Source organism: Brevibacillus borstelensis (assembly GCF_037834415.1).
Lineage (GTDB): Bacteria > Bacillota > Bacilli > Brevibacillales > Brevibacillaceae > Brevibacillus > Brevibacillus borstelensis_A.
The window spans coordinates 40,983-66,442 of record NZ_JAUMSJ010000017.1; the positions used below are offsets into that span (position 1 = coordinate 40,983).

Here is a 25,460-nt window from a genome sequence, read left to right on the forward strand (position 1 = left end):
ATGGGTATCAAAAAGTTTAAACCGACTTCTCCTGGTCGTCGCCAAATGACGGTTTCAACTTTCGAGGAGATCACAACGTCGACTCCCGAAAAATCCCTGTTGGCGCCTCTGAGCAAGAAAGCTGGACGCAACAACCACGGGAAAATCACCGTTCGTCATCAAGGTGGCGGTCATAAACGCAAATATCGCATCATCGACTTCAAACGGAACAAAGACGGCATCGTAGGTCGCGTAGCTACTATCGAGTACGATCCAAACCGTTCCGCAAACATCGCTCTGATCAACTATATGGACGGGGAAAAGCGTTACATCATCGCTCCACACGGCCTGAAAGTTGGCGATGAGATCGTTTCCGGCCCAGATGTTGATATCAAAACCGGTAATGCACTGCCGCTGGCTAACATTCCAGTTGGTACTACCATTCACAACATCGAGCTGAAGCCTGGCAAAGGCGGACAATTGGTTCGTGCAGCAGGTACTTCCGCTCAATTGCTCGGTCGCGATGGCGATTTCGTAATCGTTCGTCTCTCTTCCGGTGAAACTCGCCGCATTCATAACGTTTGCCGCGCTACCATCGGTCAAGTAGGCAACATCGATCACGAGCTGATCAACATTGGTAAAGCTGGCCGTTCCCGTTGGTTGGGTGTTCGTCCAACTGTACGCGGTAGCGTAATGAACCCGAACGATCACCCGCACGGTGGTGGTGAAGGTCGCGCTCCGATCGGACGTAAAGCGCCAGTTACTCCTTGGGGTAAACCGACTCTCGGTCTCAAAACCCGCAAGAAGAAAAACAAATCCGATCAATATATCATCCGCCGTCGCAAGAAGTAAGGCAGGGTGAGACAATAACCGAACGCCTTTGGCGAAGGGAGGTTCACACATGGGTCGCAGTTTGAAAAAGGGTCCTTTCGTAGATGATCACCTGATGAAAAAAGTAGTTGAACTGAACGAAAAGAACGAAAAACGCGTGGTGAAAACCTGGTCTCGTCGCTCCACAATCTTTCCTGATTTCGTAGGACACACGTTTGCTGTATATGACGGCCGCAAACATGTACCGGTATACGTTACAGAAGATATGGTAGGTCACAAACTGGGTGAATTTGCACCAACTCGTACCTTCAAGGGTCACGTCGATAACGACAAGAAATCCAAGAAGCGCTAATTTTCTCTTGACAGAGAGGAGGTACAAAGATGGAAGCTAAAGCAGTTGCTCGCTATATTCGCATTGCCCCTCGCAAAGTTCGCCTGGTGGTTGACTTGATCCGAGGCAAGCAAGTGGGTGAGGCGCTGGCGATTCTGAAACACACGCCGAAAGCAGCTTCTCCGGTAGTGGAGAAACTTCTGAAATCGGCGATCGCTAACGCTGAACATAACTATGAAATGGATCCGAACGGACTCGTTGTTGGAAAAATCTTTGTGGACCAAGGTCCAACACTGAAGCGTTTCCGCCCGCGTGCTATGGGTCGCGCAAGCCGCATCCATAAACGCACCAGCCACATCACAGTGGTACTAAACGAGAAATAAGGAGGGATTACGTGTGGGTCAAAAGGTAAGCCCGGTTGGTCTTCGTATCGGCATTATCCGCGACTGGGAGTCCAAATGGTACGCTGACAAGGACTTCGCAGCTCTGTTGCACGAAGACCTGAGAATCCGCAAATTTGTAAAAGGGCGTCTGAAAGATGCTGCTGTTTCTAGCATTGAAATCGAACGTGCAGCGAACCGCGTAAACGTTACGATTCACACCGCTAAGCCTGGTATGGTAATTGGTAAAGGTGGCTCGGAAGTAGAAATTCTCCGCAAAGCCTTGACCGAACTGACTGGCAAGCGCGTACACATCAACATCAACGAAGTGAAGAAGCCTGACCTGGATGCTACTCTGGTAGCTGAAAATATCGCTCGTCAACTGGAAAACCGCATTTCTTTCCGCCGTGCTCAAAAGCAATCGATTACTCGTTCGCTGCGCGCAGGTGCGAAAGGAATCAAAACTCTGGTCAGCGGTCGTCTTGGCGGAGCTGACATTGCACGTTCCGAAGGTTACAGCGAAGGTACTGTTCCGCTTCATACGCTCCGTGCTGACATCGACTACGGTACAGCCGAAGCACACACCACTTATGGCCGCATCGGCGTAAAAGTGTGGATCTACCGTGGAGAAGTCCTTCCTACGAAGAAGAACGTAGCGACTGAGGAAGGAGGCAAATAAACATGTTGACGCCAAAACGCGTGAAACACCGCAAACAGCACCGCGGAAAAATGGCTGGTAACGCAAAAGGCGGTACCACTGTTGCTTTCGGTGAATTCGGTCTGCAAGCTCTCGAACCGGCTTGGATTACCAACCGTCAAATCGAGGCTGCCCGTATTGCGATGACTCGTTACATCCGCCGTGGCGGTAAAGTATGGATCAAGATTTTCCCTGACAAACCAATTACGCAAAAGCCGCTTGAAGTACGGATGGGTTCCGGTAAAGGTTCTCCTGAGTACTGGGTAGCTGTAGTGAAACCTGGCAAGATCATGTTTGAACTTGCTGGCGTATCCGAAGAAGTCGCTCGCGAGGCTATGCGCCTGGCAATGCACAAACTGCCTATTAAGTGCAAGTTCGTGAAGCGGGAAGAAGTGGGTGGTGACGCACATGAAGGCTAATGATTTTCGCAATTTGACCACTGCCGAGATCGAACAAAACGTTAACTCCTTGAAAGAAGAGCTGTTCAACCTTCGCTTCCAGTTGGCTACCGGTCAGCTCGAAATCACATCTCGCATTAAACAAGTGCGTAAGGATATTGCTCGTGCGAAAACCGTCCTGCGCCAAAGAGAATTAGGGATCGGCTAATTACAGGAAGGAGGTTCGAACATGACCGCAGAACGCAAAATGCGTAGAACCATGGTAGGTCGCGTTGTATCCGACAAAATGGATAAAACCATCGTTGTTCTGGTAGAGACCTACAAAAAGCATCCGCTGTACGGTAAACGTGTGAAGTATTCCAAGAAGTTCAAGGCTCACGACGAAAACAACTCTGCGAAAACTGGCGATATCGTGGAAATCATGGAAACTCGCCCGCTGTCCAAAGACAAGTGCTTCCGCTTGGTTCGTATCGTCGAAGAGGCAGTAATCGTATAACTCAGATTTTCGGGTAATTACATCCGAAAGGAGGAACAGTAAATGATCCAAACTCAGACGAGATTGGCTGTTGCTGACAACTCCGGTGCAAAAGAACTCATGTGCATCAAGGTTCTGGGCGGTTCCGGTCGCAAAACGGCGAACATCGGTGATGTTATCGTGTGCTCCGTTAAATCCGCTACACCCGGCGGCGTTGTCAAGAAAGGTCAAGTAGTTAAAGCGGTTGTAGTACGCAGCGTGCGTGGCGTTCGCCGTCAGGATGGTTCTTACATCCGTTTTGATGAAAACGCAGCAGTAATCATTAAAGAGGATAAATCACCTCGTGGTACCCGTATTTTTGGACCGGTAGCACGTGAACTTCGTGAAAAAGACTTCATGAAGATCATCTCCCTGGCTCCTGAGGTAATCTAATTGAACGGAAATACTCTGGTAGTTTGCTCGATAGGAGGTGCACCAAGCGATGCACGTTAAGAAAGGCGACACTGTTATCGTAATAACGGGTAAAGACAAGGGTAAAAAAGGTCGCGTTCTCGCTGCTTACCCGAAGAAAGACCGCGTCCTGGTTGAAGGAATCAACCTGGTGAAAAAACACTCTCGTCCGTCCCAATCCAATCCGCAAGGCGGCATTGTAACGCAAGAAGCACCGATTCATGTATCCAATGTATCCTTGATCGATCCGAAGTCCGGCAAAGCAACACGTATCGGTTACAAGGTACTGGATAGCGGTAAAAAAGTTCGGTACGCGAAAAAATCTGGCGAAGTTCTCGACAAGTAGTCAGATCGGAAAGGAGGATGTCCTAGATGGCAGCAAGATTGAAAGAAAAATATACAAGCGAAATCGTGCCTAGCCTGATGAGCAAGTTCGGTTACTCTTCCATCATGCAGGTTCCGAAAGTAGAAAAAATCGTGATCAACATGGGTGTTGGTGAAGCTGTAGGCAACGCCAAAGCACTGGATTCCGCAGTAGAAGATTTGCAAATCATCGCTGGTCAAAAGCCGGTTGTAACTCGTGCAAAGAATTCCATCGCCGGTTTCAAACTGCGTGAAGGCATGGCAATCGGTGCGAAAGTGACACTGCGCGGCGAGCGCATGTACCACTTCCTCGACAAACTGATGAACGTATCTCTCCCGCGTGTACGTGACTTCCGCGGTGTATCTTCGAAAGCTTTCGACGGTCGCGGCAACTACACGCTCGGTCTGAAGGAGCAGCTGATCTTCCCTGAGATCGAGTACGATAAAATTGACAAGGTTCGCGGTATGGACATCGTAATCGTCACTTCCGCGAAAACAGACGAAGAAGCTCGTGAATTGCTGACTCAAATGGGTATGCCATTCCGTAAATAAACCCCACAAAGTAAGGAGGGAAGAATGTGGCAAAGAAATCAATGATTATCAAGCAACAGCGGAAACCGAAGTTTGCGGTTCGTGCTTATACCCGTTGTGAGCGCTGCGGACGTCCTCATTCCGTTTTGCGCAAATTTAAACTCTGCCGTATTTGCTTCCGTGAACTTGCTTATAAAGGCCAAATCCCTGGCGTGAAAAAAGCAAGCTGGTAATTTGAAACGGGAAGGAGGTTCTCTCTCATGGTTATGACTGATCCAATCGCTGACATGCTTACGCGCATTCGCAACGCCAATATGGTTCGCCACGAGAAAGTGGAGATCCCGGCGTCCACTATCAAGAAAGAAATTGCTCGCATCCTGAAAGAAGAAGGTTTCATTCGCGATGCGGAGTTCGTTGAAGATAACAAGCAAGGGATCATCCGTGTTTTCCTGAAATACGGTGCGAACAACGAGCGCGTAATCACCGGACTGAAGCGTATCTCCAAGCCAGGTCTGCGCGTATACGCGAAAAACACAGAGATCCCTAAAGTTCTTGGCGGTCTGGGTGTAGCCCTGATCTCTACGTCTGCTGGCGTAATGACCGACAAGCAAGCTCGCCAAGCTCACGTAGGTGGAGAAGTTCTCGCTTACGTTTGGTAATCACAGATTGAAAAAGCACAGGAGGTGCACCACATGTCTCGTGTCGGTAGAAAACCGATCGTGGTCCCTGCAGGCGTTACCCTCGCTCTGAACGGTACTGAGCTGACGGTAAAGGGCCCTAAGGGTCAACTCGTTCGTAACTTCCATCCGGATATCAAAATCAACATTAACGATAACGAAGTAGTCGTTGAGCGCCCTAGCGATAACAAGCTTCACCGCTCTCTCCATGGTACGACTCGCGCGCTGGTTGCCAACATGGTAAAAGGCGTATCCGAAGGCTTTACTCGTACACTGGAGCTTGTGGGTGTAGGTTACCGCGCTGCGAAAGCAGGGAAAGGCGTAACTCTGTCTCTCGGTTTCTCCCATCCAGTAGAGGTAACTCCTGAAGAGGGTATTGAAATCGATGTGCCAAACCAAACCACTCTGGTGGTTAAAGGAATCGATAAAGAGCGCGTAGGCCAAATCGCGTCTGAAATCCGCTCCCTCCGCAAGCCTGAACCATACAAAGGCAAAGGGATTAAGTACAGCGACGAAGTTGTTCGCCGCAAAGAGGGTAAAAAAGGTAAATAAGCTTCGTAGTTTTATGAGAAGGGAGGCCGCGTAATGTTTACGAAAGCTGATAAAAACAAAGCTCGGAAAAAACGCCATCTGCGCATTCGCAAGCGCCTGGTCGGCTCTGCAGTACGTCCGCGTCTGAACGTATTCCGTTCTTCCAAGCACATCTATGCTCAACTGATCGATGATGCTACAGGCGCTACTTTGGCTCAAGCATCCTCTCTGGATAAAGAGCTTGGCCTGAAAAACGGTGCCAATGTAGAAGCAGCGACTGCTGTGGGTACACTGATTGCTAAACGCGCACAAGAAAAAGGTCTGAATGACGTAATTTTCGACCGTGGCGGATATATTTATCATGGACGTATTAAAGCACTCGCAGAAGCAGCTCGTGAAGCTGGCCTGCAATTCTAACAACAAGGAGGGAAAGGAATGCGTATCGACTCTAGCAAATTGGAGCTGGAAGAAAAAGTAGTCGCCGTTAACCGTGTTGCGAAAACGGTTAAAGGTGGACGTCGCATGAGCTTCAGCGCTCTTGTGGTAGTCGGCGACCGCAACGGTCACGTAGGCGCTGGTATGGGTAAAGCCCAAGAAGTGCCGGACGCGATTCGTAAAGCGATTGACGACGCAAAGAAAAAACTGATCCGTGTACCGATGAAAGGAACGACCATTCCGCACGAAGTACTGTGCCACTTCGGTTCCGGTAAAGTGCTCATTAAACCTGCTTCCGAAGGTACCGGTGTTATTGCTGGCGGACCTGTCCGCGCGGTTCTGGAGCTTGCTGGTGTAGGTGACGTTTTGAGCAAGTCTCTCGGTTCCAACAACCCCATCAACATGGTCAACGCTACGCTGGAAGGCCTCGGCCGTCTGAAAACAGCGGAAGACGTCGCGAAACTGCGCGGTAAGACTGTTGACGAGTTGTTGGGTTAATAAGGAGGGAATGGACATGGCAAAATTGCAAATTACCCTCAAGCGCAGCGTGATCGGCCGCACCGTCGATCAAAAAGATACGGTAAAAGCTCTGGGTCTTCGCAAAATCAACCACACCGTGGTGAAAGAAGATAACGCTGCAATCCGCGGCATGATCTTCAAAGTGAAGCATCTGGTAGAAGTGAAAGAAGTAGAAGCGTAAACGTTGATTTTACACGGTTAGGAGGTGCAAGGAATGAAATTGCATGAACTGAAACCTGCAGAAGGGTCCCGCCATACTCGCAAGCGCCTTGGTCGCGGTATTGGTAGCGGTACTGGTAAAACAGCTGGTAAAGGTCATAAAGGTCAAAACGCTCGTTCCGGCGGCGGTGTTCGTCCTGGCTTCGAGGGTGGTCAAAACCCACTGTTCCGTCGATTGCCTAAGCGCGGTTTCACCAACATCAGCCGCAAGGAGTACGCGGTTGTTAGCCTGGATGCGCTGAATCGTTTTGAAGAAGGCACTGTGGTTACACCTGAACTGTTGAAGGAAACGGGTGTAATCAGCGCAATGCGCGACGGTGTAAAAGTTCTTGCAAACGGTGAACTGACTGTGAAGCTGACTGTAAAAGCGCACAAGTTCTCCAATGCAGCTGCTGAGAAGATCGCTCAAGTCGGTGGAACAACCGAGGTGATCTAATGTTAGGCTCATTAACTAACATTTTTAAGATAGGCGACCTGCGTCGTAAGATATTCTTTACGCTGATGATGCTGGTCGTCTTCCGAATCGGGAGTTTCGTCCCTGCCCCTAACGTGAATGTCGAGTTGTTTCAGCAGAATACGAACCACTTGCTGGGATTGTTGAATACTTTCTCCGGTGGCGCGCTGCATAACTACTCGATTTTTGCAATGGGAATCATGCCGTACATCACGGCATCGATTATCATGCAGCTTCTGTCCATGGATGTTGTGCCTAAGTTTACGCAATGGGCTCGTGAAGGAGAAGTGGGACGTCGTAAAATCGCGACTGTCACGCGCTACTTCACAATTGTGCTTGCTTTGATCCAGTCTGTGGGGATGACGTTCGGCTTTAACAACATGGCTCCAGGACTGCTTAACGATACGTCAATTGGCAGTTACGCATTGATCGCGCTCACTCTGACAGCAGGAACCTCGTTTCTGATGTGGATGGGTGAACAAATTACAGAGAAGGGTATCGGAAACGGGATTTCGATTATCATCGTTGCCGGTATCGTTGCAAACATCCCTAGTGGGATCGCGACGATTTACACGACGCAGTTTGCAGATGCTTCTCAGAATCTGTTCTTTTCAATTGTGAAATTGCTGATTATCCTTTTGGTGATCATCGCTATTATTGTTGGGGTCATCTTTATGCAGCAAGGTGTGCGTAAGATTCCGGTGCAGTATGCAAAGCGTGTAGTTGGTCGCAAAATGTACGGTGGTCAATCCACCCACATTCCGCTCAAAATCAACTCTGCTGGTGTTATTCCCGTTATCTTTGCAATCTCGCTCGTAATCTTCCCTTCAACAATCGCGCAGTTCTGGGTAGATGGTTCCGGAACGGGTATTGCCAACTGGATATACACACATTTCCAACCTAACGCAGCGCTTGGGATGACGCTATACGCAATCTTGATTATCGGTTTCACGTATTTCTACACTTTTGTACAGATCAACCCTGTACAACTGGCGGAGAATATGAAGAAAAATGGCGGTTACATTCCTGGTATCCGACCCGGTAAAAACACCGAGGTGTACATTACCCGTACGTTGAACCGTCTTACATTGGCTGGCGCCTTGTTCCTGATGACAATTTCGATTTTGCCATTCTTCTTTAGTAAGCTGGCCAACCTGCCTCAGCAGATCTACATCGGCGGAACTTCTCTGCTGATCGTGATCGGTGTCGCTCTCGACACGATGAAGCAGATCGAAAGCCAGATGATCAAGCGCCATTACCAAGGGTTCATTAAGTAACCGAGGTAGTTGAAAAGCTTTCTGATCGGGGATACGGCTCCGCATCAGGGTGCGTGAGAAGCTTTTCAGATGGGACGGAGGAATGAACGTGAATATAATCTTGATGGGACTGCCTGGTGCCGGTAAAGGCACACAGGCAGAACGAATCGTAAAAGAGTTTGACATCCCGCATATTTCAACCGGTGACATGTTCCGGGCAGCGGTCAAAAACGAAACGCCGCTCGGACTGAAGGCCAAGTCCTATATGGACCAGGGGCAGCTCGTACCTGATGAGGTCGTCATCGGAATTGTGCGGGAACGCCTGGCAATGGAAGATTGCGAGAAGGGTTTCCTCCTCGATGGATTCCCACGTACTGTTCCTCAGGCTGAGGCATTGACGGCGACAGTGAAGGAGCTGGGACGTGAGATCGATCACGTCATCAACATCAATGTTCGCCGTGAGCTTCTGATTGATCGTCTGACCGGCCGCTGGATTTGTCCAGTGTGCGGAGCGAGCTACCACACCTTGTTCAATCCTCCGAAAGTGGCGGGAATTTGCGACAAGGATGGCGGCAAGCTCTTCCAACGTGACGACGACAAGCTGGAAGTGGTTTCTCAACGCCTCGATGTCAATATTGCCCAGACACAACTGCTGATCGACTACTATGCGGAGCAAGGTCTTCTGCGTAGTATTGACGGCGAGCAGGATATCCAGGTTGTGTTTGAGGAGATTAAGTCTTTGTTGCGAGGGTAAGTGAATGATCATCCTGAAGTCGAAAGCAGAACTTGAGGTTATGCGCGAAGCTGGTCGGATCGTCGCACTCACCCATCAAGAACTGGCTAAGGCGATCAAGCCTGGCGTAACGACAAAGCAACTGGACGAACTCGCCGAAACCTTTATCCGCAGCAAGGGAGCCATTCCATCGTTTAAAGGCTACGGAGGCTTTCCAGGAAGTATCTGTGCTTCAGTCAATGAAGAACTCGTACACGGGATCCCAGGAAAACGGGTATTGCAAGAAGGGGACATCATCAGCATCGATATTGGAGCCCAGTATCAGGGGTTTCATGGTGACTCCGCTTGGACGTACCCGGTCGGCAATATTGCAGAGGAAGATCAACGTTTGCTGCGAGTGACGGAAGAGTCGTTGTACAAGGGCCTGGAAAAGGCACAACCTGGTGCGCGGCTGTCCGATATTTCCCACGCGATTCAGATCCACGCAGAAGCTGCTGGCTTCACTCTCGTTCGCGAGTATGTGGGGCATGGGATCGGGCAAAACTTGCATGAAGATCCTCAGGTTCCCAACTACGGGCCGCCTGATCGAGGTCCTCGGTTGAAACCGGGAATGGTGTTGGCAATCGAACCAATGGTCAATGCCGGCGAACGTTATGTCCGCACTTTGGAGGACAATTGGACGGTTGTTACAGTGGATCGAAAAAGATGTGCTCATTTTGAACACACCATCGCGATTACGGAAGATGGCTATGAGATTTTTACAAGAGCGTAGCTGAGGCACAACGGTCGCTTCAGGATTGTCGTCCAACGTGTCGACGATAAGTTCGTTCCGAATTTCATATACCAAAAACTCATGGTCTGACTGAAGCTGCAGAAGAAAGGAGAGCGTACGATGGCGAAAGACGATGTAATTGAAGTGGAGGGTACGGTAATCGAACCTTTGCCCAATGCTATGTTTCGGGTAGAATTAGAAAATGGGCACAAAGTGCTTGCTCACGTTTCTGGGAAAATCCGCATGCATTTCATCCGCATCCTGCCGGGGGACAAGGTAACCGTTGAACTGTCGCCTTACGATTTGACTCGCGGACGCATTACGTACCGCTATAAATAACGAAACGCTTGCCAGCGTTTTGGCAACCGCAGTGCGGTCGGATTACAGTTTTATGAAAAACGTTCTCGGCGTTTTTCACTACCCTAAAGAGGGAGGCAAGAACCATGAAAGTGAGACCGTCGGTTAAACCGATTTGCGAAAAATGCAAGGTTATCCGTCGCAAAGGTAACGTAATGGTTATTTGTGAAAACCCAAAGCATAAGCAAAAACAAGGATAAGTAAACAAGGAGGTGCTTTTGACACATGGCACGTATTGCAGGCGTTGACTTGCCTCGCGAAAAACGCGTGGAAATCGCTCTTACCTACATCTTCGGTATCGGCCGTCCCACGTCCCAAAAAATCCTGTCCGCTACCGGTGTTAACGCGGACACTCGCGTTCGTGATCTGACAGAAGAAGAAGTGGCAAAACTGCGTGAGTTCATCGATAAGAGCATCAAGGTGGAAGGCGATCTTCGTCGTGAGATCTCCCTGAACATCAAGCGCCTGATGGAAATCGGTTGCTTCCGCGGCATCCGTCATCGTCGTGGCCTGCCTGTTCGCGGCCAACGTTCGAAAACAAACGCACGTACGCGCAAAGGTCCTCGCCGTACTGTAGCGAACAAGAAGAAGTAAAGGAGGGTAATGGGACATGGCGAAAAGAAAACAAGCGACGGCTACTCGTACCCGTCGTCGTGACCGTAAAAACGTTGAAGTCGGCATAGCACATATCCGTTCTACGTTCAACAACACGATCGTGACGATCACTGATCCGCACGGCAACGCGATCTCTTGGTCCAGTGCCGGTGCCCTCGGCTTCAGGGGTTCCCGCAAGAGCACGCCGTTCGCTGCGCAAATGGCTGCAGAATCCGCTGCCCGCGTAGCAATGGAACACGGCATGCGCTCTCTGGAAGTGCTGGTAAAAGGCCCGGGTGCAGGTCGTGAAGCAGCGATCCGTTCCCTGCAAGCAGCAGGTCTGGAAGTTAACATGATTAAAGACGTGACGCCGATTCCGCACAACGGTTGCCGTCCACCAAAACGTCGCCGCGTGTAACGGGTTTATAACGTTCAGAACATGTCCATACTAGAATGGTAAATTCTGATTTTAGCTTGTCATGCACGCAAACGGTAAACCGCCGGGGAAATTCCTGAGTGGGCGAACGCTTGCCCACCCAAGAATTTCGACGTTTTGAAGGAGGGTTTGTTTAATGATAGAAATAGAAAAACCGAAAATCGAGGTTGTGGAAGTAAGCGACGACAACTCGTACGGGAAGTTCGTTGTAGAACCTCTTGAGCGCGGATACGGCACCACTCTTGGCAACTCATTGAGACGGATTCTCCTCTCGTCCTTGCCAGGCGCGGCGGTACGCACCGTTCAGATTGACGGGGTCCTTCACGAGTTCTCTACGATTGAAGGCGTCGTGGAAGATGTAACGGAGATTATCCTCAACATCAAGGGCCTGGCACTGAAGATCCATTCCGATGAAGAAAAAGTCATCGAGATTGACGCTGAGGGCGAAGGCGTAGTCAAGGCGGGAGATATCCGCGCGGACAGTGATGTGGAGATCTTGAACCCTGATCTTCATATTGCAACGTTGGCAAACGGCGGTCGTCTGCACATTCGTATGACAGCTGGACGTGGACGTGGATACGTACAAGCAGATGGAAACAAATCGGAGGATTTGCCGATTGGCGTCATTCCGATTGATTCGATCTATACGCCCATCAAGCGTGTCAACTATCAAGTGGAGAATACTCGCGTTGGTCAAATGACCAACTATGACAAGTTGACTCTTGAAGTGTGGACGAACGGCAGCATTAGCCCGGAAGAAGCCGTTAGTCTAGGCGCAAAAATCATGACCGAGCATCTCAACCTGTTCGTTGGTCTGACTGACGAGGCGAAAGATGCCGAGATCATGGTTGAAAAGGAAGAGGACAAGAAAGAGAAAGTGCTGGAGATGACAATCGAAGAGCTCGATCTCTCTGTCCGTTCCTACAACTGCTTGAAGCGTGCCGGTATCAACACCGTGCAAGAGCTGACGCAGAAGACCGAAGAGGACATGATGAAGGTGCGCAACCTCGGTCGCAAATCCTTGGAAGAGGTGCAAGAGAAGCTGGCAGAACTCGGCCTCTCTCTTCGCAGCGACGACTAGGCACCTGACTCTTGTCTGGCAAGAGGCACCCAGCGGGCACTGGATCTCGCTCGAACTAGGAAGCGGAATCGACGTAGTGCTCGCGAGTAAGAAGTACCCGAGGGCACCCGGATCTCGCTCGACCTAAGAAGCAAGTTCGACGCAGTGCTCGCGAGTAAGAAGCACCCGAGGGCACTGCAGATCTCGCTCGACTAGGAAGCATAATCGACGTAGTGCTCGCGAGTAAGAAGCACCCGAGGGCACCCGGATCTCGCTCGACCTAGGCAGCAAATTCGACGTAGTGCTCGCGAGTAAGAAGGAGGTAAGAACATGGCATACCGTAAATTGGGTCGTCGCAGCTCTGCTCGCAAAGCGCTGTTCCGTGATCTGGTAACTGACCTGATCATCAACGAGCGCATCGAGACGACTGAGATGAAAGCGAAAGAACTGCGTTCCATCGCTGATCAAATGATCACGCTGGCAAAACGCGGTGACCTGCATGCACGCCGTCAAGTAGCTGCTTTCGTTCGCAAAGAAGTAGCTACAGAAGAAGGCCGCGATGCGGTTCAAAAGCTGTTTGATGACATCGCTCCTCGTTACAAAGAGCGCAACGGTGGATACACGCGTGTCCTGAAGACAGGTCCTCGTCGTGGGGATGCTGCTCCGATGGCTTACATCGAATTGGTGTAATAGATCTGTTTCAAATTCTGGTTGTGTAAAAAGGCATTCTTTTTAGACAACCTGAAAAAGGGTGGGGGCAGACTCTGGTCTTGGGACTGGACTCTGATTCGTGCCCTTTTTCTTTATTTGTTTGTAAATCCCCTGTTTTTTAGCTGGGAGGATGTGGACACCTGATGACGGAGGAACGCTTGCTGGCATTACAAGGAGTCTCGTTTGCCTATGAAGGCGAAGGAGGCCGGAAGGAAACGGTGCTGAAGCGCATCGACCTCGATATTGACAAAGGGGCCTTTGTATCCGTTCTCGGGCATAATGGTTCAGGGAAGTCAACTCTGGCCAAGCTGATGAACGCACTGTTGCTGCCAAAAGAAGGAATGGTTCTCGTTACCGGAATTGATACGCGTGACGGTGAGTTGATTTGGGAGGTTCGCCGGCACGTCGGCATGGTTTTTCAAAATCCGGACAACCAGATCGTCGGAGCAACGGTTGAAGACGATGTGGCCTTCGGCTTGGAAAACATGGGAACGGACCCTGCCGAGATGCGTACGCGTATACAGGAATCGCTGCAAGCCGTCGGCATGGAAGCGCATCTTCATGACCAGCCCCATCGCTTGTCCGGGGGACAAAAGCAGCGTGTCGCGATTGCCGGCATCATGGCGATGCGGCCTTCCGTACTCATTTTGGATGAGGCGACAGCGATGCTTGATCCCATGGGGAGGCTGGAGGTCTTGCATCTGGCCCGCCGGCTCAACCGGGAAGAGGGAATAACGGTTGTGAATATTACCCACTTTCCGGAGGAAGCCGTTTTTTCCGATCGGGTCATCGTCATGCGGGCCGGCCAGGTGGAATGGGATGGTACCGCCGCCGAGGTATTCGCTGATCCGGAGCGGCTGCAGGCGCTTGGACTCGATGTCCCATTTGCTGTTCGCGTTCGTCACGCATTGGCCGCGGAAGGTGTGTCCCTGCCGTTCATCCTGCACCAAGAGGAGCTGGTGGAGCACTTATGCAAATTACTTTTGAAGAGGTAAGTCATGTGTATGGGGTAGGCACACCATTTGAACGCCTCGCGCTGCAGGATGTTTCCATAAACATTCCATCCGGCTCTTTTGTGGGGATCATCGGACAGACTGGCTCGGGAAAGTCTACGTTGATTCAGCATGTCAACGGCCTGCTTCAGCCGACGAAAGGAACGATCAGGCTGGGCGATGCGACGGTGACACCGACCCAAAAGCTGCCGCATGAACGCAGACGCAGCATCGGACTTGTCTTTCAGTATCCCGAGCATCAGCTGTTCGAGGAGACCGTTGCCAAAGACGTGGCTTTTGGTCCGCTTAACTTTGACATGTCTCCAGAGATGGCTGAAGTTCGGGTGCGTGAAGCATTGGAGATTGTCGGCCTCGATTACCAGGAAATGAAGGATCGTTCTCCGTTTCTTTTAAGCGGCGGTCAAATGCGGCGCGTTGCCATAGCCGGCGTGCTGGCGATGCAGCCCAAGGTGCTGATTCTGGACGAGCCGACAGCAGGTCTCGACCCGGCAGGGAGGAAAGCGATTCTGGAGGCCATCTATCGCATACACCGGGAACAGGCCCTGACGACTTTGCTGGTGACGCACAGCATGGAGGAAGCCGCCCGTTATGCAGATCGGCTGATCGTCATGGCAGGCGGCAGGGTAGCGTTGGAGGGGAAGCCTGATGAGGTATTTGCCCAGGCTGATGCTCTGCGCGAGCTTGCATTGGATGTGCCGGAAACGGTCTCCTTGATATCGCAGCTGAACCGGCATCTTCCCAAAGAACAACAGCTCCCCGCTTCCATCTATCGGGAAGAAGAACTGATTGGGCATCTGCTGGAACGGATGTCGGTCCGAGGGGAGAGATAACGGATGCTGCAAAATATTGCTATCGGCCAGTACGTCCCTGGCACTTCCTTTCTCCATCGGGCTGATCCTCGCAGCAAGATGCTGTTTATCATTTTGTTTGCGGCTTTGGTCTTTCTGGCCAACAATGCAATCACCTACGGCATCCTGATCGCATTTACCGCAGTGACCGCCATGCTCTCGCGACTGTCTCTCGTCTATATTTTGAAAAGTCTTCGCCCTGTTTGGTTTCTCGTCTTGTTTACCGTGATCCTCCACGTGTTGATTACCAAAGGCGGAGAGGTTTACTTTCAGTGGGGCTGGTTTTCCATCGAGGAGACCGGTGTCAGGCAAGCGATATTTATCTCGCTTCGGGTCAGCTTATTAGTGCTGGTCAGTTCATTGCTGACACTGACGACCTCGCCGATCGATCTGACGGAAGGCCTGGAACGCTTGCTGAAGCCATTTGGCCGAATGGGCGTGCCGGTTCACGAAATTGCACTTATGATGTCTATTGCACTGAGGTTCATCCCTACGCTTATGGAAGAGACGGATAAGATCATCAAGGCGCAAATGGCGCGTGGCGCCAATTTTACGAGCGGCAATCTGATTCGGCGTGCGCAAAATTTGATTCCCATCGTAATCCCCCTGTTTATCAGTGCTTTCAGGCGTGCCGAAGAACTCGCATTGGCTATGGAAGCGCGCGGGTATCGCGGCGGCGTTGGACGGACGAGGCTGCGGACGTTGACGATAAGCTGGCGTGACGGCTCGATCGCCCTCGCTGCATGCGTCTTGGCCATCGTGATAGGATGGTGGCGTACATGAAGCGGTTAAAATGCGTGGTAGCCTATGACGGTACAGATTTTAGCGGCTTTCAGGTACAGCCGGACCAGGTGACGATTCAGGGAGAAATCGAAGCGGCGCTGCAGCGGATCACGGGGGAGACGATACAGATTTCCGGTTCGGGCCGGACAGATGCAGGTGTGCATGCACGCGGCCAGGTGTTTCATTTTGATACCAACAGCGAAATTCCGTTGGACAAATGGCGGTTTGTTCTGAACAACCAGCTGCCTGACTCCATCGTGCTCGTTTCCGTGGAAGAGGCACCGCCGTCGTTTCACGCCCGCTTTGACGTCAAGGTCAAGGAGTACCGCTACTGCATCGACAACAGTCCGGTTGCGGACGTATTTCGCCATCGCTATGCCGATCACATCCGCTCTCCGCTGGATGTGGAAGCGATGCGGCAAGCTGCCCGGCATCTGGTCGGCAGGCACGATTTTACCTCCTTTTGCTCGGCCAAGACCTTTGTGGAAGACAAGGTGCGGACCGTGTACGACGTGAGGGTCGAGACGCAGGGGCGGGAGATCTGGGTCATCTGCCGGGGAAACGGCTTTTTGTACAACATGGTCCGGATCATCGTCGGAACCTTGGTCGAAGTAGGGCAGGGGAAGCGGCATCCAGATGAGCTGCGGACGATTTTGCTCGCCCGGAACCGGGAGCTTGCGGGAAAGACAGCTCCAGCCAAGGGTCTTACCATGTGGGAGGTTTTGTACGAGGATTAGCTGTTTTTTGCCGCGAACAAATCCCGAAAAAAACAATGGTGCCAATGTTTAACATGCTCCGGGGCACTTGACTCAAAAGCTTCTATGTAGTACGATATTCCTTGGTATTTTCATACCCCGCCTAGCCCCACTCTAGCCCCGGGATTGAAAAACAAGTTCGTGTTTTTTTTTGAAACACCTGGAGAAGTTGCTCTCCCGTTACAAGACAGCTTTTCCAAAATCGATTTTCCCTGATTGTATATGGATGTGTAAGATATTTAGGAGGGACAAACATGCGTACCACATATATGGCGAAACCGCTCGAAGTCGAGCGTAAATGGTACATCGTTGACGCAGAAGGTCAAACGCTTGGCCGTCTGGCTAGCGAAGTTGCTTCCATTCTGCGCGGCAAATTGAAACCGGAATTCACTCCGCACGTTGATGCCGGTGATTTCGTAATCGTGATCAACGCCGACAAAGTCAAGCTATCCGGCAACAAGCTGCAAGACAAGAAATACTACTCCCACTCCCTGTATCCGGGTGGTCTGAAAGTAACCTCTGCAGGTGAAATGTTGAAAAACAAGCCAGCCCGCATGTTTGAAATCGCTGTAAAAGGCATGCTGCCGAAAAACAGCCTGGGACGTCAAATGTTCAGCAAGCTGAAAGTGTACGCTGGTACTGACCATCCACACACAGCTCAAAAACCAGAAGTATGGCAAATCCGCGGTTAAGGTAAAGGGAGGAAAGACACGTGGCACAAGTACAATACTACGGCACAGGTCGTCGTAAGCACTCCGTCGCACGCGTTCGCCTGGTTCCAGGTGAAGGTCGCATTGTGATCAACAAGCGTGACATGGATACTTATTTTGGTCTGGAAACACTGAAACTGATCGTAAAACAACCACTCGTACTGACTGAGACTCTGGGTCGCTACGATGTATTGGTTAACGTAAAAGGCGGCGGTACCACTGGTCAAGCTGGTGCGATCCGTCACGGCGTATCCCGCGCTCTCCTGAAGGCAGATCCGGAACTGCGCGGCGCTCTGAAGCGCGCTGGCTTCCTGACTCGCGACCCTCGTATGAAAGAGCGTAAGAAATACGGTCTCAAAGCAGCTCGTCGCGCGCCTCAATTCTCCAAGCGCTAAGAGCCTGCTGTATCAAGGATTATTGCCCTTGGCCTTCATTGGTCAGGGGCTTTAATTTTTTCTCCGGAACACCGTGACCATATTTTGACCATATTTGAGCGGTCATTTCTCCATGAATTTTTCAAATCGAGATGCAGTTTGTTCTTTGACCGTTCTGGTCACATGGGTGTAGATGTTCATGGTCATTTTTATATCAGAGTGACCTAAACGTTCCTGAACCTCCTTGATGCTTGCACCAGCTTCAAATAACAGTGAAGCGTGGGTATGACGTAAACCGTGAACAGTGATAGGGTGGAGATCATGGGATTCGATAATCTCATCCAATTTATCATTAGGGTAAGCAAGGCGCAGGGGTGATCCATCTTCACGAGTAAAAACCATTTCGTTGTCTTTTGAGTGGAGATGCACGACTGACGCTCCAGATTGCCCTGTACGGTACTTTTTGAGTAACCCTGCCGTTGTGTCATCTAAGCTGATAAAACGCCTAGAAGCGGCGGTTTTGGACGTCAGCGATACATACTGTCCTTTTTCATAGAACAAGGTTTTGTGGAAATGAATAGTTTTGGTTTTAAAGTCGATGTCTTTCCAGCGCAGCGCTAAAACCTCACCCTTACGCCCGCCGGTGTAAATTAAGAGATGGAACATCATATAATCTCGCATGGAGCATTCACGTTTTACGATCTCAAGGAATTTCTTTATCTCCGACTTCTCCCAATAATTTCTATCCTCGTCATAATGATCGACAACAAACGCTTCATTTTTCTTCGGAATAATAACTCCTTTTAACGGGTTGCTTGTAATAATGTCCATTTTTATCGCATACTCAAAAATCTGGTTAATATACATTTTTGTGTTTTCAACCGATTTTATTTCCTTTGCTATTTTATTGATTACTTCTTGGCAATAAGATTTTGTAATGTCCTTCATTTTCAAGTTACCAAAGTGGGGGAGAATCCGTTTTTTGAATTTTGATATGACTGCTTTTTTAGTGCTAGGTTTATAGGTGCTAGAAATTGTCTCGTACCATTGATGATAGACCTGTTCAAAGGTGGTAACCTTGTCCTCAGTAATGAAAGTGCCGTCTGCTATCTCCTGTTCTGTACGAGATGCATCTAGTTGAGCTTCCTTTTTCGTTTTGAAACCTCTTTTTGTAGATTGTTTTCTTTTGCCTGTGGCCGGGTCAATTGTTGAGTAATACTTGTACATCCACCTTACACCGTCTTTGGTTGTATACTTCTGAAAACTTGCCATGCGTATTTACTCCCTTCTGTGTAGTCTACATGAATTTTTGAGGCAATCGGTTTATCTATACCACCCCCTTTTTTGCGAATGTTTGTTCGGTTTTAAGTGTATAGTAAACAGCCTAACGACGAGGTTGTTAGGATTAGTAAAAGACATGTAATTCTTCCGGGATGCAGCAACGCAAAAGGAAGGATTTTTTTGTCTCGCCGTATTCAGGCTGGCTGTTTCCGATTATCAGCTTAATTGCAAAACGGTTAGCTTCTCGCTCAATTTTATCAATCGAAAAAAGAGTGTTTTTACGTAGAAACGGTGTGTTTATGCCAGGATGTAAAAAGTGATGCCCTAGTTCGTGGGCTATTGCAAATCTTGCTCGGAATTCATCGAGTCGAAAATTTATGTGGATGCTTGGGATGCGGTTAAAGCATGCGTAATATCCCCAAATGTTTTTTCCTAAATCCTCAAACAGAACCTCAATTCTTTTCTGAGCTGCAACTCTCATGGGGTCGTTGGTTCCATGTATTTTGATAAGTTGTGTAATAGTTCGTTCCGTTAAATCCATGAGACAACCCCCGGAGCTTACTTACGATATTTTTTCGGTGTGAATTTCTTTTTAGCCATTTGCTTTGACATACGCAATGCGTTTTCTAAAGAAATTCGCAACAGTTCTTTATCCTCCTCATCCATAGGCTCTCCCATGAAAGCAATTGTCGAATCGCCTTCAAGCTCATCCATCATTTGTTGCAGCTTAATAGCTATATCCTTTTCCTCTTTACGGGTAAGAGGGTAGTGGTCAACCTGATCGGCCAGATCGGTTGCTTCAGTTGCACTCGTATCAGTGGAAAGGCCAAGTAGGTAGTCTGATGTGACACCGAATAAACTAGACAATTTTGCTGCCATCTCGGCACTTAATCTCTTTTTGCCTCTTTCTATCTCGTAATAATACTGTGGTGTAATCCCGAGAAATTCAGAGACCGTTGTCCCCGCAAGACCTTTCTTCTTACGTATTTCGCGTATTCTATTCTCCATTTTATTATTTCACCTTTCCAAACATAATGAACGGACTTTTTTAAACCATCTGCTTATAGATTATCAGCTTCCAGCTTAACAAACAACAAGCAAATAGTTGAAAATCAGAGCATTTATGAGTAAATTGAAGCAAATAGATTCATAAGCTTGTTTTTTGTGGAATTTGAAGCTAAATGCTTCATTTTCCTCTTTGTACCTATGAAGCTATTGGTTTAATATTGTTTCAGGAGGTGATCAACTATATGAGTATTTCTGATTCGATAAAAAATTTTTTACATGCTGAAAAATTAACGCCATCTGATCTAGCGAGGATGACGGGGTACACACCTCAATACATCCACGAAATACTGTCAGGTAAAAAAAGATGGAACGAGACAACCATTCAAAAAACATGTGAAGCATTAGGGCTGGAAATCAGTGTGACAAAACGTAAAGAGGACGAAATTGGCGAGAAGGGAGGAGTAGTTGTTTGACTACATCATCTGCAATTCAAGTAATTGTCGATGAGCAGTATATCCGTGAGCTTGTTAAGGAGAATGTCAAGAATGCCCTTGAGGATTCTGGTATCGGCTGTTGGTGGGATTTGAAGCGCCTTGAAGCAGAAACCTGCAGAAAACGCGATTGGCTCATCGAAAATATCCTTCTAAATCCTAATTTTAAGGAAGAGATGACATTGATATCTAACGGCCGGGAAAGCAGTAGGTGGATGTTTAGGGCTGAAGAAATGCGGAAGTTTTTAGATCAACACTTTCACTACCTGAACGCAAAAATGCGTTGAGTGGGTACACCTGAAAGGGGTGAACGGTGTGAGTGCAGTTCAAAAACGGCTTCTTGTCCTTGTCGGAATCCTTCTTGTACGCCCGCTGACAATTGAAGAAAGAAGAGACCTGCAGCAGGCGCACAAGTATCTGGTCAACCGTGAGTGGAAGCTCGGGCTATTGGAAACGCAATCGTATCTTGCGAGCCTGACAAATGATGTGGAGTGGCAGCACAAAATTTGTAAACAAATCGACGCTCTGGATGGGAGGTGAGGCGGTGAACGACGACAGACTGGATCGACTTGGAACGTACTTTGTTTTCCATCGGGTACGTCAGAGGTACGGCATCACATTCGAAACATTCGTTCAGAGGGTGCTGACAGGCGCCTGGGAAGCTCATCTGGCGTGAGAGGAGGGATTGGGAATGCCAAACCTGGCGACGCCAGCGGAAATGGTTGAGGACATCCTGGCCTATCCGGTTCTGCAAAGTCGGATTAGTGCGGATGCCTTTATCGGGCTGCTGATGATGGCAAACATGTCAGAAAAAGAAAAAGCCAACTGCGGCGAACAGTCGGCTTAAACAAAAATATCGGTACCTGTAGCTTATCACAGGGCTACGAAGGAGGGCAAGATCATGGCGCGTAAAGTGCCAACACACTGCGAAGACGGCTTGAGATACGACAGCATGGGCCGTATTCAATACCATCCTGATTTCCATTTCAGTCACCGGAAGCCTTTCACAGAGGAAGAGTTAGAGTACCTTTGTCGGTTTTATGAAGTGGATGACAGTCGAACAATTTCATTTGCTCTTGGAAGAACAGAATCAACGATTATGAGTAAGGTTTCAGATCTCAAAAAGCAAGGTCTATTCGAATACTACAAGCAGCGTTGGGATAGTCAGTATGCATAAAAAGAATGTCAAGCCTATGGAACTTCTTTCAACATAAGTCGAAACTGGGGCTCTCCGCCTCAGTCTGCCGGGGATGACCGTCCGGCACTGATGAGACAGGTCATACATAGCGAGGCCAAAGCGTGGAGCATTCAAGGAAGTGCAACGGCCGGCAGAGAGGTTGGGCTGTCGGCGGCCTCGTGTCTAAGGCGAAAGGAGGTGTATGAAATGGAGAAAATTTACCGCATTATCGCTCAAACTGAAACATTGACTATCACTGCTCAAACAAAAGAGACAACTGAAGATCAAGCGATCGCTGATGCAAAACAACATGTTCTTAGCCCTTCGGTTGTTGAAGCAGGAGGATATCAGCCATTTGTTATTTTGCCCATATGCACCGAGGAGCAATGGAAAGGTGGAAATATTAACTTTTGCCCAAGGTGTGGTGCTAGTTTGTTGGACGAAGATGACGATTCCATTAACGATTCTTTGTCACTTGATTGTTTAGAATGTAACGCCAGTTTGGACATTTCCATCCACGTCTACTCGGGCGCGGATTGAAAAAGACCCAGCGCGGCAACGCTGAGTCCTGAAAAATACCATGTTTCCTTCATCATATCACAGGTAAGGCCTGGGGGGGAAGAATGTTGATTTGTGTGAAGGGCGATGAAGTCAAGATGAAGTCGGGAGAAATAGGGGTAGTAACCGACACATGGGGAATCGCTCGGAACTGGTGCAAATTGAAGATGAGCGACGGAAGCATCGTTATTACCATGACTGAAAATATCGATTCGATCATTCGATGCAACCATCTGAAAAGGACAGGGAGGAAGCAATGATCAAAATCAACAAGCTCGAAATCGAAAACGTCAAGCGCGTCAAAGCGGTCAAAATCGAGCCGACTACTTCCGGCCTGACTATTGTCGGCGGGAAGAACAGTCAAGGCAAGACGAGCGTGCTGGACGCGATTGCATGGGGCTTGGGCGGCAATAAGTACCGCCCTTCTCAGCCCGCCCGCGAAGGATCGGCTGTTCCGCCTTATCTCCATATCGTGCTGTCGAATGGCCTGATCGTTGAACGTAAAGGCAAAAACAGCGACTTGAAGGTCATCGATCCGAACGGCCAGAAAGGCGGCCAGCAGCTGCTCGACAGCTTCGTCGAAGAGCTGGCGATCGATTTACCAAAATTCATGAACGCTACCAACAAGGAGAAGGCAAATATTCTGCTTCGCATTATCGGTGTTGGCGACCGGTTACATGAGCTGGAGACCAAGGAGCAGGAGATTTACAACCGGCGCCATGCCATCGGGCAAATCGCCGATCAGAAAGTCAAATTTGCCAAGGAGCAGCCGTATTATCCAGACGCACCGAAAGAGCCGATTTCGGCGTCGGAGTTGATCCGACAGCAGCAAGAGATACTTGCTAGAAACGGCGAGAATCAGCGTAAGCGCCAGCGATTGACGCAGATTCAGGCGGATTATGCCAGACAAGGACAGGAAGTCGAACGGCTGAAGTTGCTGCTGAACGAGGCTCAGGCCAAGTATGCCCAGCTCGCCGCCGATCTGGAGATTGCCCAAAAAGACACACTCGACCTGATCGACGAGTCGACCGAGGAACTGGAAGCCAATATCCGTCAAATCGACGAGATCAACCGTAAGGTCAGAGCGAATCTGGACAAGGACAAGGCTGAAACGGATGCCAACGACTACCGCGTGCAATATGACGCGCTGACAGCTGAAATCATGGCAATCCGCCAACAAAAGACGGACCTGCTGACCAATGCTAACCTTCCGCTTCCGGGCCTGTCCGTCGAAGATGGCGAGCTGATCTATAATGGCCAGCGCTGGGACAACATGAGCGGTTCCGAACAACTGCGGGTAGCCACGGCCATCGTCCGCCGGCTCAAACCGGACTGCGGGTTTATCCTGCTCGACAAGCTGGAACAGATGGACCTGGAGACTCTGCGCGAGTTCGGGGCGTGGCTGGAGCAGGAAGGGTTGCAGGCCATCGCAACGCGTGTCAGCACCGGTGATGAATGTTCAATCATCATCGAAGACGGCTACGTCACGGGGCAGGAACAGCTTCCGGAGCAGATGCCGGCGCAGGCCGAAACGAAGACATGGAAAGCAGGTGAATTCTAATGCAAGTCATCAGCGGTAAAGTTCAAAAGGCGAAGAAGGCCGTCCTGTACGGACCGGAAGGAATCGGGAAATCTTCTCTGGCCGCGCAATTTCCGAAGCCAATCTTTATCGACACGGAAGGATCTACCACGGAAATGGATGTCGACCGTCTACCGAAGCCGACAAGTTGGGAAATGCTCAAGCAGCAAGTCGCATGGGTAAAGCAGCAAGTAGGCCGGTTCGGTACGCTCGTCATCGATACCATCGACTGGGCTGAAATGCTTTGCGTGGAAAGTGTATGCGCGCAATACGGCAAGAAGGGAGTTGAGGATTTCGGTTACGGCAACGGCTATGTGTACACCAAAGAGGAATTCGGTCGGTTCCTTAATCTGCTAAGCGATGTCATTGAAGCCGGCATTCATGTCGTTCTGGTGGCTCACGCTCAGATCGTGAAATTCGAACAACCAGACGAAATGGGCGCCTATGATCGCTACCAGCTCAAGCTTGGAAAGAAAACGAGTTCGCAGACTGCACCACTCGTCAAAGAATGGGCGGACATGGTCTTGTTTATCAATTACAAGACATTCAGCGTTGCTGTTGACGATAAAGGTCGCAAGCACAAGGGGCAGGGCGGCGCGCGTGTGGTCTACGCTACACATCATCCGGCGTGGGACGCGAAAAACCGGCATGGTCTACCGGACGAGTTTCCACTGGACTATGCCCACATCGCCCATATCTTCGATGGATCCAGGACGGTAGCGTCATCTACGCCCCCACCGCAAACGTCTACCTCACCGCAGCCTGCAACTACAACGGTAACGCCGCCGGTAGCCGCTGAACTGCCGACACAACAGTCCGATCAAGCAGCGCAACCGCAGCCTGACGCCATTTGGCCACAGTTGGATCCGAACATCCCGCGATCATTGCGGGATCTGATGGTACAACATCAGGTGTCAGAAAACGAGATTCAGATCGTGGTAAGCAAAAAAGGCTACTATCCGATGGATACGCCGATCACCAATTACGATCCGGGTTTCGTCGAAGGGGTGCTTGTTGGGGCTTGGCCGCAAGTTTTCAAGATGATTCAGGAAACTAGAAATGATTTGCCATTTTAACAACGGGAGGAATAACACATGAGCCAAATTGAACGCGAATTGGGTTGGGACGATGAGATTCAAAAGGACGGCGGGGGCTTTGTTTTGCTCCCTGCCGGTGACTACAATTTCACGGTCACCAAGTTTGAACGCGGTCGGTTTGCCGGCAGCGATAAAATGCCGCCGTGCAATCAGGCGAAGCTAGAAATAACCGTCCACTCTCCAGAACATGGTGACGTAGTGGTTCCCCATAATTTGTTCCTACACAGCAAAACAGAAGGGCTGTTATCCAATTTCTTCACTGGAATCGGACTCAAAAAGAAAGGTGAACCCCTCAGAATGAATTGGAACGCTACGCTCGGGCGTAGAGGGCGGCTGAGACTTGAGGTGCGAAATTACACGTATAACGGTGAGGAACGTTCAAGCAACCAAATCAAGAGTTTCTATGCTTACGATGACGTACCCACACAACAGCAGCAGCCACAATACAACCAGGCTCCACAATACAATCAGCAGGCACAGCAAAACTTCCAACAACCGCCTCAACAGACATATCAGCAGCCACAACAGCAGCATCAACCTCCGTTCCCAACCGGCCAACAGAACGGCGGCTGGTCGGCTGGCCAGTTTTAGGAGGGG

Annotated in this window: 46 protein-coding genes and 1 other RNA gene; 44 read left to right on the forward strand and 3 right to left on the reverse strand. The window is 49.8% G+C overall.

Annotation, left to right across the window (positions count from 1 at the left end):
• From rplB to rpsI, 32 genes are all read left to right on the forward strand, one after another.
• Complete coding sequence (rplB, locus tag Q3F21_RS14860) at positions 1-831, forward strand: 50S ribosomal protein L2 (RefSeq protein WP_340254270.1); 831 nt, start codon at positions 1-3, stop codon at positions 829-831.
• 49 nt (positions 832-880) lie between these two features.
• Positions 881-1,162, forward strand: a complete 282-nt coding sequence (gene rpsS, locus Q3F21_RS14865; RefSeq protein WP_003391977.1) for a 30S ribosomal protein S19 — start codon at positions 881-883, stop codon at positions 1,160-1,162.
• 29 nt (positions 1,163-1,191) lie between these two features.
• Positions 1,192-1,524 carry a 50S ribosomal protein L22 gene (gene rplV / locus Q3F21_RS14870; protein WP_003391974.1) on the forward strand — a complete coding sequence of 111 codons (333 nt, stop codon included), beginning with the start codon at positions 1,192-1,194 and terminating at the stop codon, positions 1,522-1,524.
• 13 nt (positions 1,525-1,537) lie between these two features.
• The gene (gene rpsC, locus Q3F21_RS14875; RefSeq protein ID WP_340254275.1) at positions 1,538-2,200 is read left to right on the forward strand and encodes a 30S ribosomal protein S3; all 663 of its coding nucleotides are present in this window, start codon (positions 1,538-1,540) and stop codon (positions 2,198-2,200) included.
• A gap of 2 nt (positions 2,201-2,202) precedes the next feature.
• On the forward strand, positions 2,203-2,637 hold the full coding sequence (gene rplP, locus Q3F21_RS14880) for a 50S ribosomal protein L16 (protein ID WP_003391969.1): 435 nt from the start codon (positions 2,203-2,205) through the stop codon (positions 2,635-2,637).
• Positions 2,627-2,824 (forward strand): 50S ribosomal protein L29, encoded by a 198-nt coding sequence (gene rpmC / locus Q3F21_RS14885; RefSeq protein WP_003391966.1) that lies wholly within the window; start codon positions 2,627-2,629, stop codon positions 2,822-2,824. The genes rplP and rpmC overlap by 11 nt, the downstream gene beginning before the upstream one ends.
• 21 nt (positions 2,825-2,845) lie before the next feature.
• Complete coding sequence (gene rpsQ / locus Q3F21_RS14890; RefSeq protein ID WP_003391964.1) at positions 2,846-3,112, forward strand: 30S ribosomal protein S17; 267 nt, start codon at positions 2,846-2,848, stop codon at positions 3,110-3,112.
• A gap of 42 nt (positions 3,113-3,154) precedes the next feature.
• Positions 3,155-3,523, forward strand: a complete 369-nt coding sequence (rplN, locus tag Q3F21_RS14895; RefSeq protein WP_003391962.1) for a 50S ribosomal protein L14 — start codon at positions 3,155-3,157, stop codon at positions 3,521-3,523.
• A gap of 49 nt (positions 3,524-3,572) precedes the next feature.
• Entirely contained in the window at positions 3,573-3,887 is a 315-nt protein-coding gene (rplX, locus tag Q3F21_RS14900) for a 50S ribosomal protein L24 (RefSeq protein ID WP_340254281.1), read from the forward strand.
• Positions 3,888-3,913: 26 nt separating this feature from the next.
• Positions 3,914-4,456: a 50S ribosomal protein L5 gene (rplE, locus tag Q3F21_RS14905; RefSeq protein ID WP_003391957.1), complete on the forward strand. Its 543-nt coding sequence runs from the start codon at positions 3,914-3,916 to the stop codon at positions 4,454-4,456.
• Positions 4,457-4,482: 26 nt separating this feature from the next.
• Entirely contained in the window at positions 4,483-4,668 is a 186-nt protein-coding gene (locus Q3F21_RS14910; protein ID WP_122906764.1) for a type Z 30S ribosomal protein S14, read from the forward strand.
• A gap of 27 nt (positions 4,669-4,695) precedes the next feature.
• Positions 4,696-5,094, forward strand: a complete 399-nt coding sequence (rpsH, locus tag Q3F21_RS14915) for a 30S ribosomal protein S8 (protein ID WP_003391953.1) — start codon at positions 4,696-4,698, stop codon at positions 5,092-5,094.
• Between the two features lie 33 nt (positions 5,095-5,127).
• Positions 5,128-5,664, forward strand: coding sequence for a 50S ribosomal protein L6 (rplF, locus tag Q3F21_RS14920; RefSeq protein WP_340254292.1), 537 nt, complete (start codon positions 5,128-5,130; stop codon positions 5,662-5,664).
• A 33-nt stretch (positions 5,665-5,697) separates the two neighbouring features.
• The gene (gene rplR, locus Q3F21_RS14925) at positions 5,698-6,060 is read left to right on the forward strand and encodes a 50S ribosomal protein L18 (protein ID WP_340254295.1); all 363 of its coding nucleotides are present in this window, start codon (positions 5,698-5,700) and stop codon (positions 6,058-6,060) included.
• 18 nt (positions 6,061-6,078) lie between these two features.
• The gene (rpsE, locus tag Q3F21_RS14930; protein WP_003391947.1) at positions 6,079-6,576 is read left to right on the forward strand and encodes a 30S ribosomal protein S5; all 498 of its coding nucleotides are present in this window, start codon (positions 6,079-6,081) and stop codon (positions 6,574-6,576) included.
• A 16-nt stretch (positions 6,577-6,592) separates the two neighbouring features.
• The gene (gene rpmD, locus Q3F21_RS14935; RefSeq protein ID WP_003391945.1) at positions 6,593-6,778 is read left to right on the forward strand and encodes a 50S ribosomal protein L30; all 186 of its coding nucleotides are present in this window, start codon (positions 6,593-6,595) and stop codon (positions 6,776-6,778) included.
• 33 nt (positions 6,779-6,811) lie between these two features.
• Positions 6,812-7,252, forward strand: coding sequence for a 50S ribosomal protein L15 (gene rplO / locus Q3F21_RS14940; protein ID WP_340254298.1), 441 nt, complete (start codon positions 6,812-6,814; stop codon positions 7,250-7,252).
• Positions 7,252-8,547 (forward strand): preprotein translocase subunit SecY, encoded by a 1,296-nt coding sequence (gene secY, locus Q3F21_RS14945; RefSeq protein ID WP_340254301.1) that lies wholly within the window; start codon positions 7,252-7,254, stop codon positions 8,545-8,547. The genes rplO and secY overlap by 1 nt, the downstream gene beginning before the upstream one ends.
• 88 nt (positions 8,548-8,635) lie before the next feature.
• Positions 8,636-9,280, forward strand: coding sequence for an adenylate kinase (locus tag Q3F21_RS14950; RefSeq protein ID WP_340254304.1), 645 nt, complete (start codon positions 8,636-8,638; stop codon positions 9,278-9,280).
• 4 nt (positions 9,281-9,284) lie between these two features.
• Positions 9,285-10,031, forward strand: a complete 747-nt coding sequence (gene map, locus Q3F21_RS14955; RefSeq protein ID WP_340254307.1) for a type I methionyl aminopeptidase — start codon at positions 9,285-9,287, stop codon at positions 10,029-10,031.
• Between the two features lie 120 nt (positions 10,032-10,151).
• Positions 10,152-10,370 (forward strand): translation initiation factor IF-1, encoded by a 219-nt coding sequence (gene infA / locus Q3F21_RS14960; RefSeq protein WP_003333772.1) that lies wholly within the window; start codon positions 10,152-10,154, stop codon positions 10,368-10,370.
• Between the two features lie 104 nt (positions 10,371-10,474).
• Positions 10,475-10,588 (forward strand): 50S ribosomal protein L36, encoded by a 114-nt coding sequence (gene rpmJ / locus Q3F21_RS14965; protein WP_003333770.1) that lies wholly within the window; start codon positions 10,475-10,477, stop codon positions 10,586-10,588.
• Between the two features lie 25 nt (positions 10,589-10,613).
• A complete protein-coding gene (gene rpsM / locus Q3F21_RS14970; protein ID WP_340254312.1) occupies positions 10,614-10,982 on the forward strand; it encodes a 30S ribosomal protein S13 in 369 nt (122 codons plus the stop codon).
• Positions 10,983-10,998: 16 nt separating this feature from the next.
• Entirely contained in the window at positions 10,999-11,400 is a 402-nt protein-coding gene (gene rpsK, locus Q3F21_RS14975; RefSeq protein WP_340254315.1) for a 30S ribosomal protein S11, read from the forward strand.
• Between the two features lie 154 nt (positions 11,401-11,554).
• On the forward strand, positions 11,555-12,499 hold the full coding sequence (locus Q3F21_RS14980; RefSeq protein WP_003391931.1) for a DNA-directed RNA polymerase subunit alpha: 945 nt from the start codon (positions 11,555-11,557) through the stop codon (positions 12,497-12,499).
• 309 nt (positions 12,500-12,808) lie between these two features.
• Positions 12,809-13,168 (forward strand): 50S ribosomal protein L17, encoded by a 360-nt coding sequence (gene rplQ / locus Q3F21_RS14985; RefSeq protein ID WP_003391928.1) that lies wholly within the window; start codon positions 12,809-12,811, stop codon positions 13,166-13,168.
• A gap of 164 nt (positions 13,169-13,332) precedes the next feature.
• Positions 13,333-14,184, forward strand: coding sequence for an energy-coupling factor transporter ATPase (locus Q3F21_RS14990; protein ID WP_340254324.1), 852 nt, complete (start codon positions 13,333-13,335; stop codon positions 14,182-14,184).
• Complete coding sequence (locus tag Q3F21_RS14995) at positions 14,160-15,032, forward strand: energy-coupling factor transporter ATPase (protein WP_340254327.1); 873 nt, start codon at positions 14,160-14,162, stop codon at positions 15,030-15,032. Before Q3F21_RS14990 ends, Q3F21_RS14995 begins: the two co-directional genes overlap by 25 nt.
• 3 nt (positions 15,033-15,035) lie before the next feature.
• Positions 15,036-15,833: an energy-coupling factor transporter transmembrane component T family protein gene (locus tag Q3F21_RS15000; RefSeq protein WP_340254330.1), complete on the forward strand. Its 798-nt coding sequence runs from the start codon at positions 15,036-15,038 to the stop codon at positions 15,831-15,833.
• Complete coding sequence (gene truA / locus Q3F21_RS15005; protein WP_340254333.1) at positions 15,830-16,570, forward strand: tRNA pseudouridine(38-40) synthase TruA; 741 nt, start codon at positions 15,830-15,832, stop codon at positions 16,568-16,570. The genes Q3F21_RS15000 and truA overlap by 4 nt, the downstream gene beginning before the upstream one ends.
• 272 nt (positions 16,571-16,842) lie before the next feature.
• Entirely contained in the window at positions 16,843-17,280 is a 438-nt protein-coding gene (rplM, locus tag Q3F21_RS15010; RefSeq protein ID WP_340254336.1) for a 50S ribosomal protein L13, read from the forward strand.
• Between the two features lie 20 nt (positions 17,281-17,300).
• Positions 17,301-17,693, forward strand: coding sequence for a 30S ribosomal protein S9 (gene rpsI / locus Q3F21_RS15015; RefSeq protein WP_003391912.1), 393 nt, complete (start codon positions 17,301-17,303; stop codon positions 17,691-17,693).
• Positions 17,694-17,795: 102 nt separating this feature from the next.
• Here rpsI and Q3F21_RS15020 read toward each other — a convergent pair whose 3' ends face one another.
• The 3 genes from Q3F21_RS15020 to Q3F21_RS15030 all read right to left on the reverse strand — a co-directional run bounded on the left by Q3F21_RS15020 (position 17,796) and on the right by Q3F21_RS15030 (position 19,961).
• Positions 17,796-18,944: a tyrosine-type recombinase/integrase gene (locus Q3F21_RS15020; RefSeq protein WP_340254340.1), complete on the reverse strand. Its 1,149-nt coding sequence runs from the start codon at positions 18,942-18,944 to the stop codon at positions 17,796-17,798.
• Between the two features lie 133 nt (positions 18,945-19,077).
• Positions 19,078-19,494 carry an ImmA/IrrE family metallo-endopeptidase gene (locus Q3F21_RS15025; RefSeq protein WP_340254343.1) on the reverse strand — a complete coding sequence of 139 codons (417 nt, stop codon included), beginning with the start codon at positions 19,492-19,494 and terminating at the stop codon, positions 19,078-19,080.
• Between the two features lie 17 nt (positions 19,495-19,511).
• Positions 19,512-19,961, reverse strand: a complete 450-nt coding sequence (locus Q3F21_RS15030; RefSeq protein WP_340254346.1) for a helix-turn-helix domain-containing protein — start codon at positions 19,959-19,961, stop codon at positions 19,512-19,514.
• Positions 19,962-20,203: 242 nt separating this feature from the next.
• Between Q3F21_RS15030 and Q3F21_RS15035 the strand changes: the two genes are divergently transcribed.
• The 12 genes from Q3F21_RS15035 to Q3F21_RS15090 all read left to right on the forward strand — a co-directional run bounded on the left by Q3F21_RS15035 (position 20,204) and on the right by Q3F21_RS15090 (position 25,454).
• Positions 20,204-20,434 carry a helix-turn-helix domain-containing protein gene (locus Q3F21_RS15035; protein WP_340254350.1) on the forward strand — a complete coding sequence of 77 codons (231 nt, stop codon included), beginning with the start codon at positions 20,204-20,206 and terminating at the stop codon, positions 20,432-20,434.
• Positions 20,431-20,739 (forward strand): DUF771 domain-containing protein, encoded by a 309-nt coding sequence (locus Q3F21_RS15040; RefSeq protein WP_340254353.1) that lies wholly within the window; start codon positions 20,431-20,433, stop codon positions 20,737-20,739. Before Q3F21_RS15035 ends, Q3F21_RS15040 begins: the two co-directional genes overlap by 4 nt.
• A gap of 28 nt (positions 20,740-20,767) precedes the next feature.
• Entirely contained in the window at positions 20,768-20,992 is a 225-nt protein-coding gene (locus Q3F21_RS15045) for a DUF7667 family protein (RefSeq protein WP_340254356.1), read from the forward strand.
• A gap of 4 nt (positions 20,993-20,996) precedes the next feature.
• A complete protein-coding gene (locus Q3F21_RS15050; RefSeq protein WP_340254359.1) occupies positions 20,997-21,128 on the forward strand; it encodes a hypothetical protein in 132 nt (43 codons plus the stop codon).
• A gap of 15 nt (positions 21,129-21,143) precedes the next feature.
• Positions 21,144-21,299 (forward strand): hypothetical protein, encoded by a 156-nt coding sequence (locus Q3F21_RS15055; protein ID WP_340254362.1) that lies wholly within the window; start codon positions 21,144-21,146, stop codon positions 21,297-21,299.
• A gap of 54 nt (positions 21,300-21,353) precedes the next feature.
• Complete coding sequence (locus Q3F21_RS15060) at positions 21,354-21,629, forward strand: DNA-entry nuclease (protein ID WP_340254365.1); 276 nt, start codon at positions 21,354-21,356, stop codon at positions 21,627-21,629.
• A 36-nt stretch (positions 21,630-21,665) separates the two neighbouring features.
• Positions 21,666-21,734, forward strand: an RNA gene (locus Q3F21_RS15065) — hammerhead ribozyme type II.
• Between the two features lie 102 nt (positions 21,735-21,836).
• Positions 21,837-22,169 (forward strand): hypothetical protein, encoded by a 333-nt coding sequence (locus tag Q3F21_RS15070; RefSeq protein ID WP_340254368.1) that lies wholly within the window; start codon positions 21,837-21,839, stop codon positions 22,167-22,169.
• Positions 22,170-22,252: 83 nt separating this feature from the next.
• Positions 22,253-22,447 carry a hypothetical protein gene (locus Q3F21_RS15075; RefSeq protein WP_340254371.1) on the forward strand — a complete coding sequence of 65 codons (195 nt, stop codon included), beginning with the start codon at positions 22,253-22,255 and terminating at the stop codon, positions 22,445-22,447.
• The gene (locus Q3F21_RS15080; RefSeq protein ID WP_340254374.1) at positions 22,444-23,748 is read left to right on the forward strand and encodes an AAA family ATPase; all 1,305 of its coding nucleotides are present in this window, start codon (positions 22,444-22,446) and stop codon (positions 23,746-23,748) included. Before Q3F21_RS15075 ends, Q3F21_RS15080 begins: the two co-directional genes overlap by 4 nt.
• Positions 23,748-24,842: an ATP-binding protein gene (locus Q3F21_RS15085; protein ID WP_340254377.1), complete on the forward strand. Its 1,095-nt coding sequence runs from the start codon at positions 23,748-23,750 to the stop codon at positions 24,840-24,842. The genes Q3F21_RS15080 and Q3F21_RS15085 overlap by 1 nt, the downstream gene beginning before the upstream one ends.
• Before the next feature lie 18 nt (positions 24,843-24,860).
• Positions 24,861-25,454, forward strand: a complete 594-nt coding sequence (locus Q3F21_RS15090; protein ID WP_340254380.1) for a hypothetical protein — start codon at positions 24,861-24,863, stop codon at positions 25,452-25,454.
• Positions 25,455-25,460: the final 6 nt, after the last annotated feature.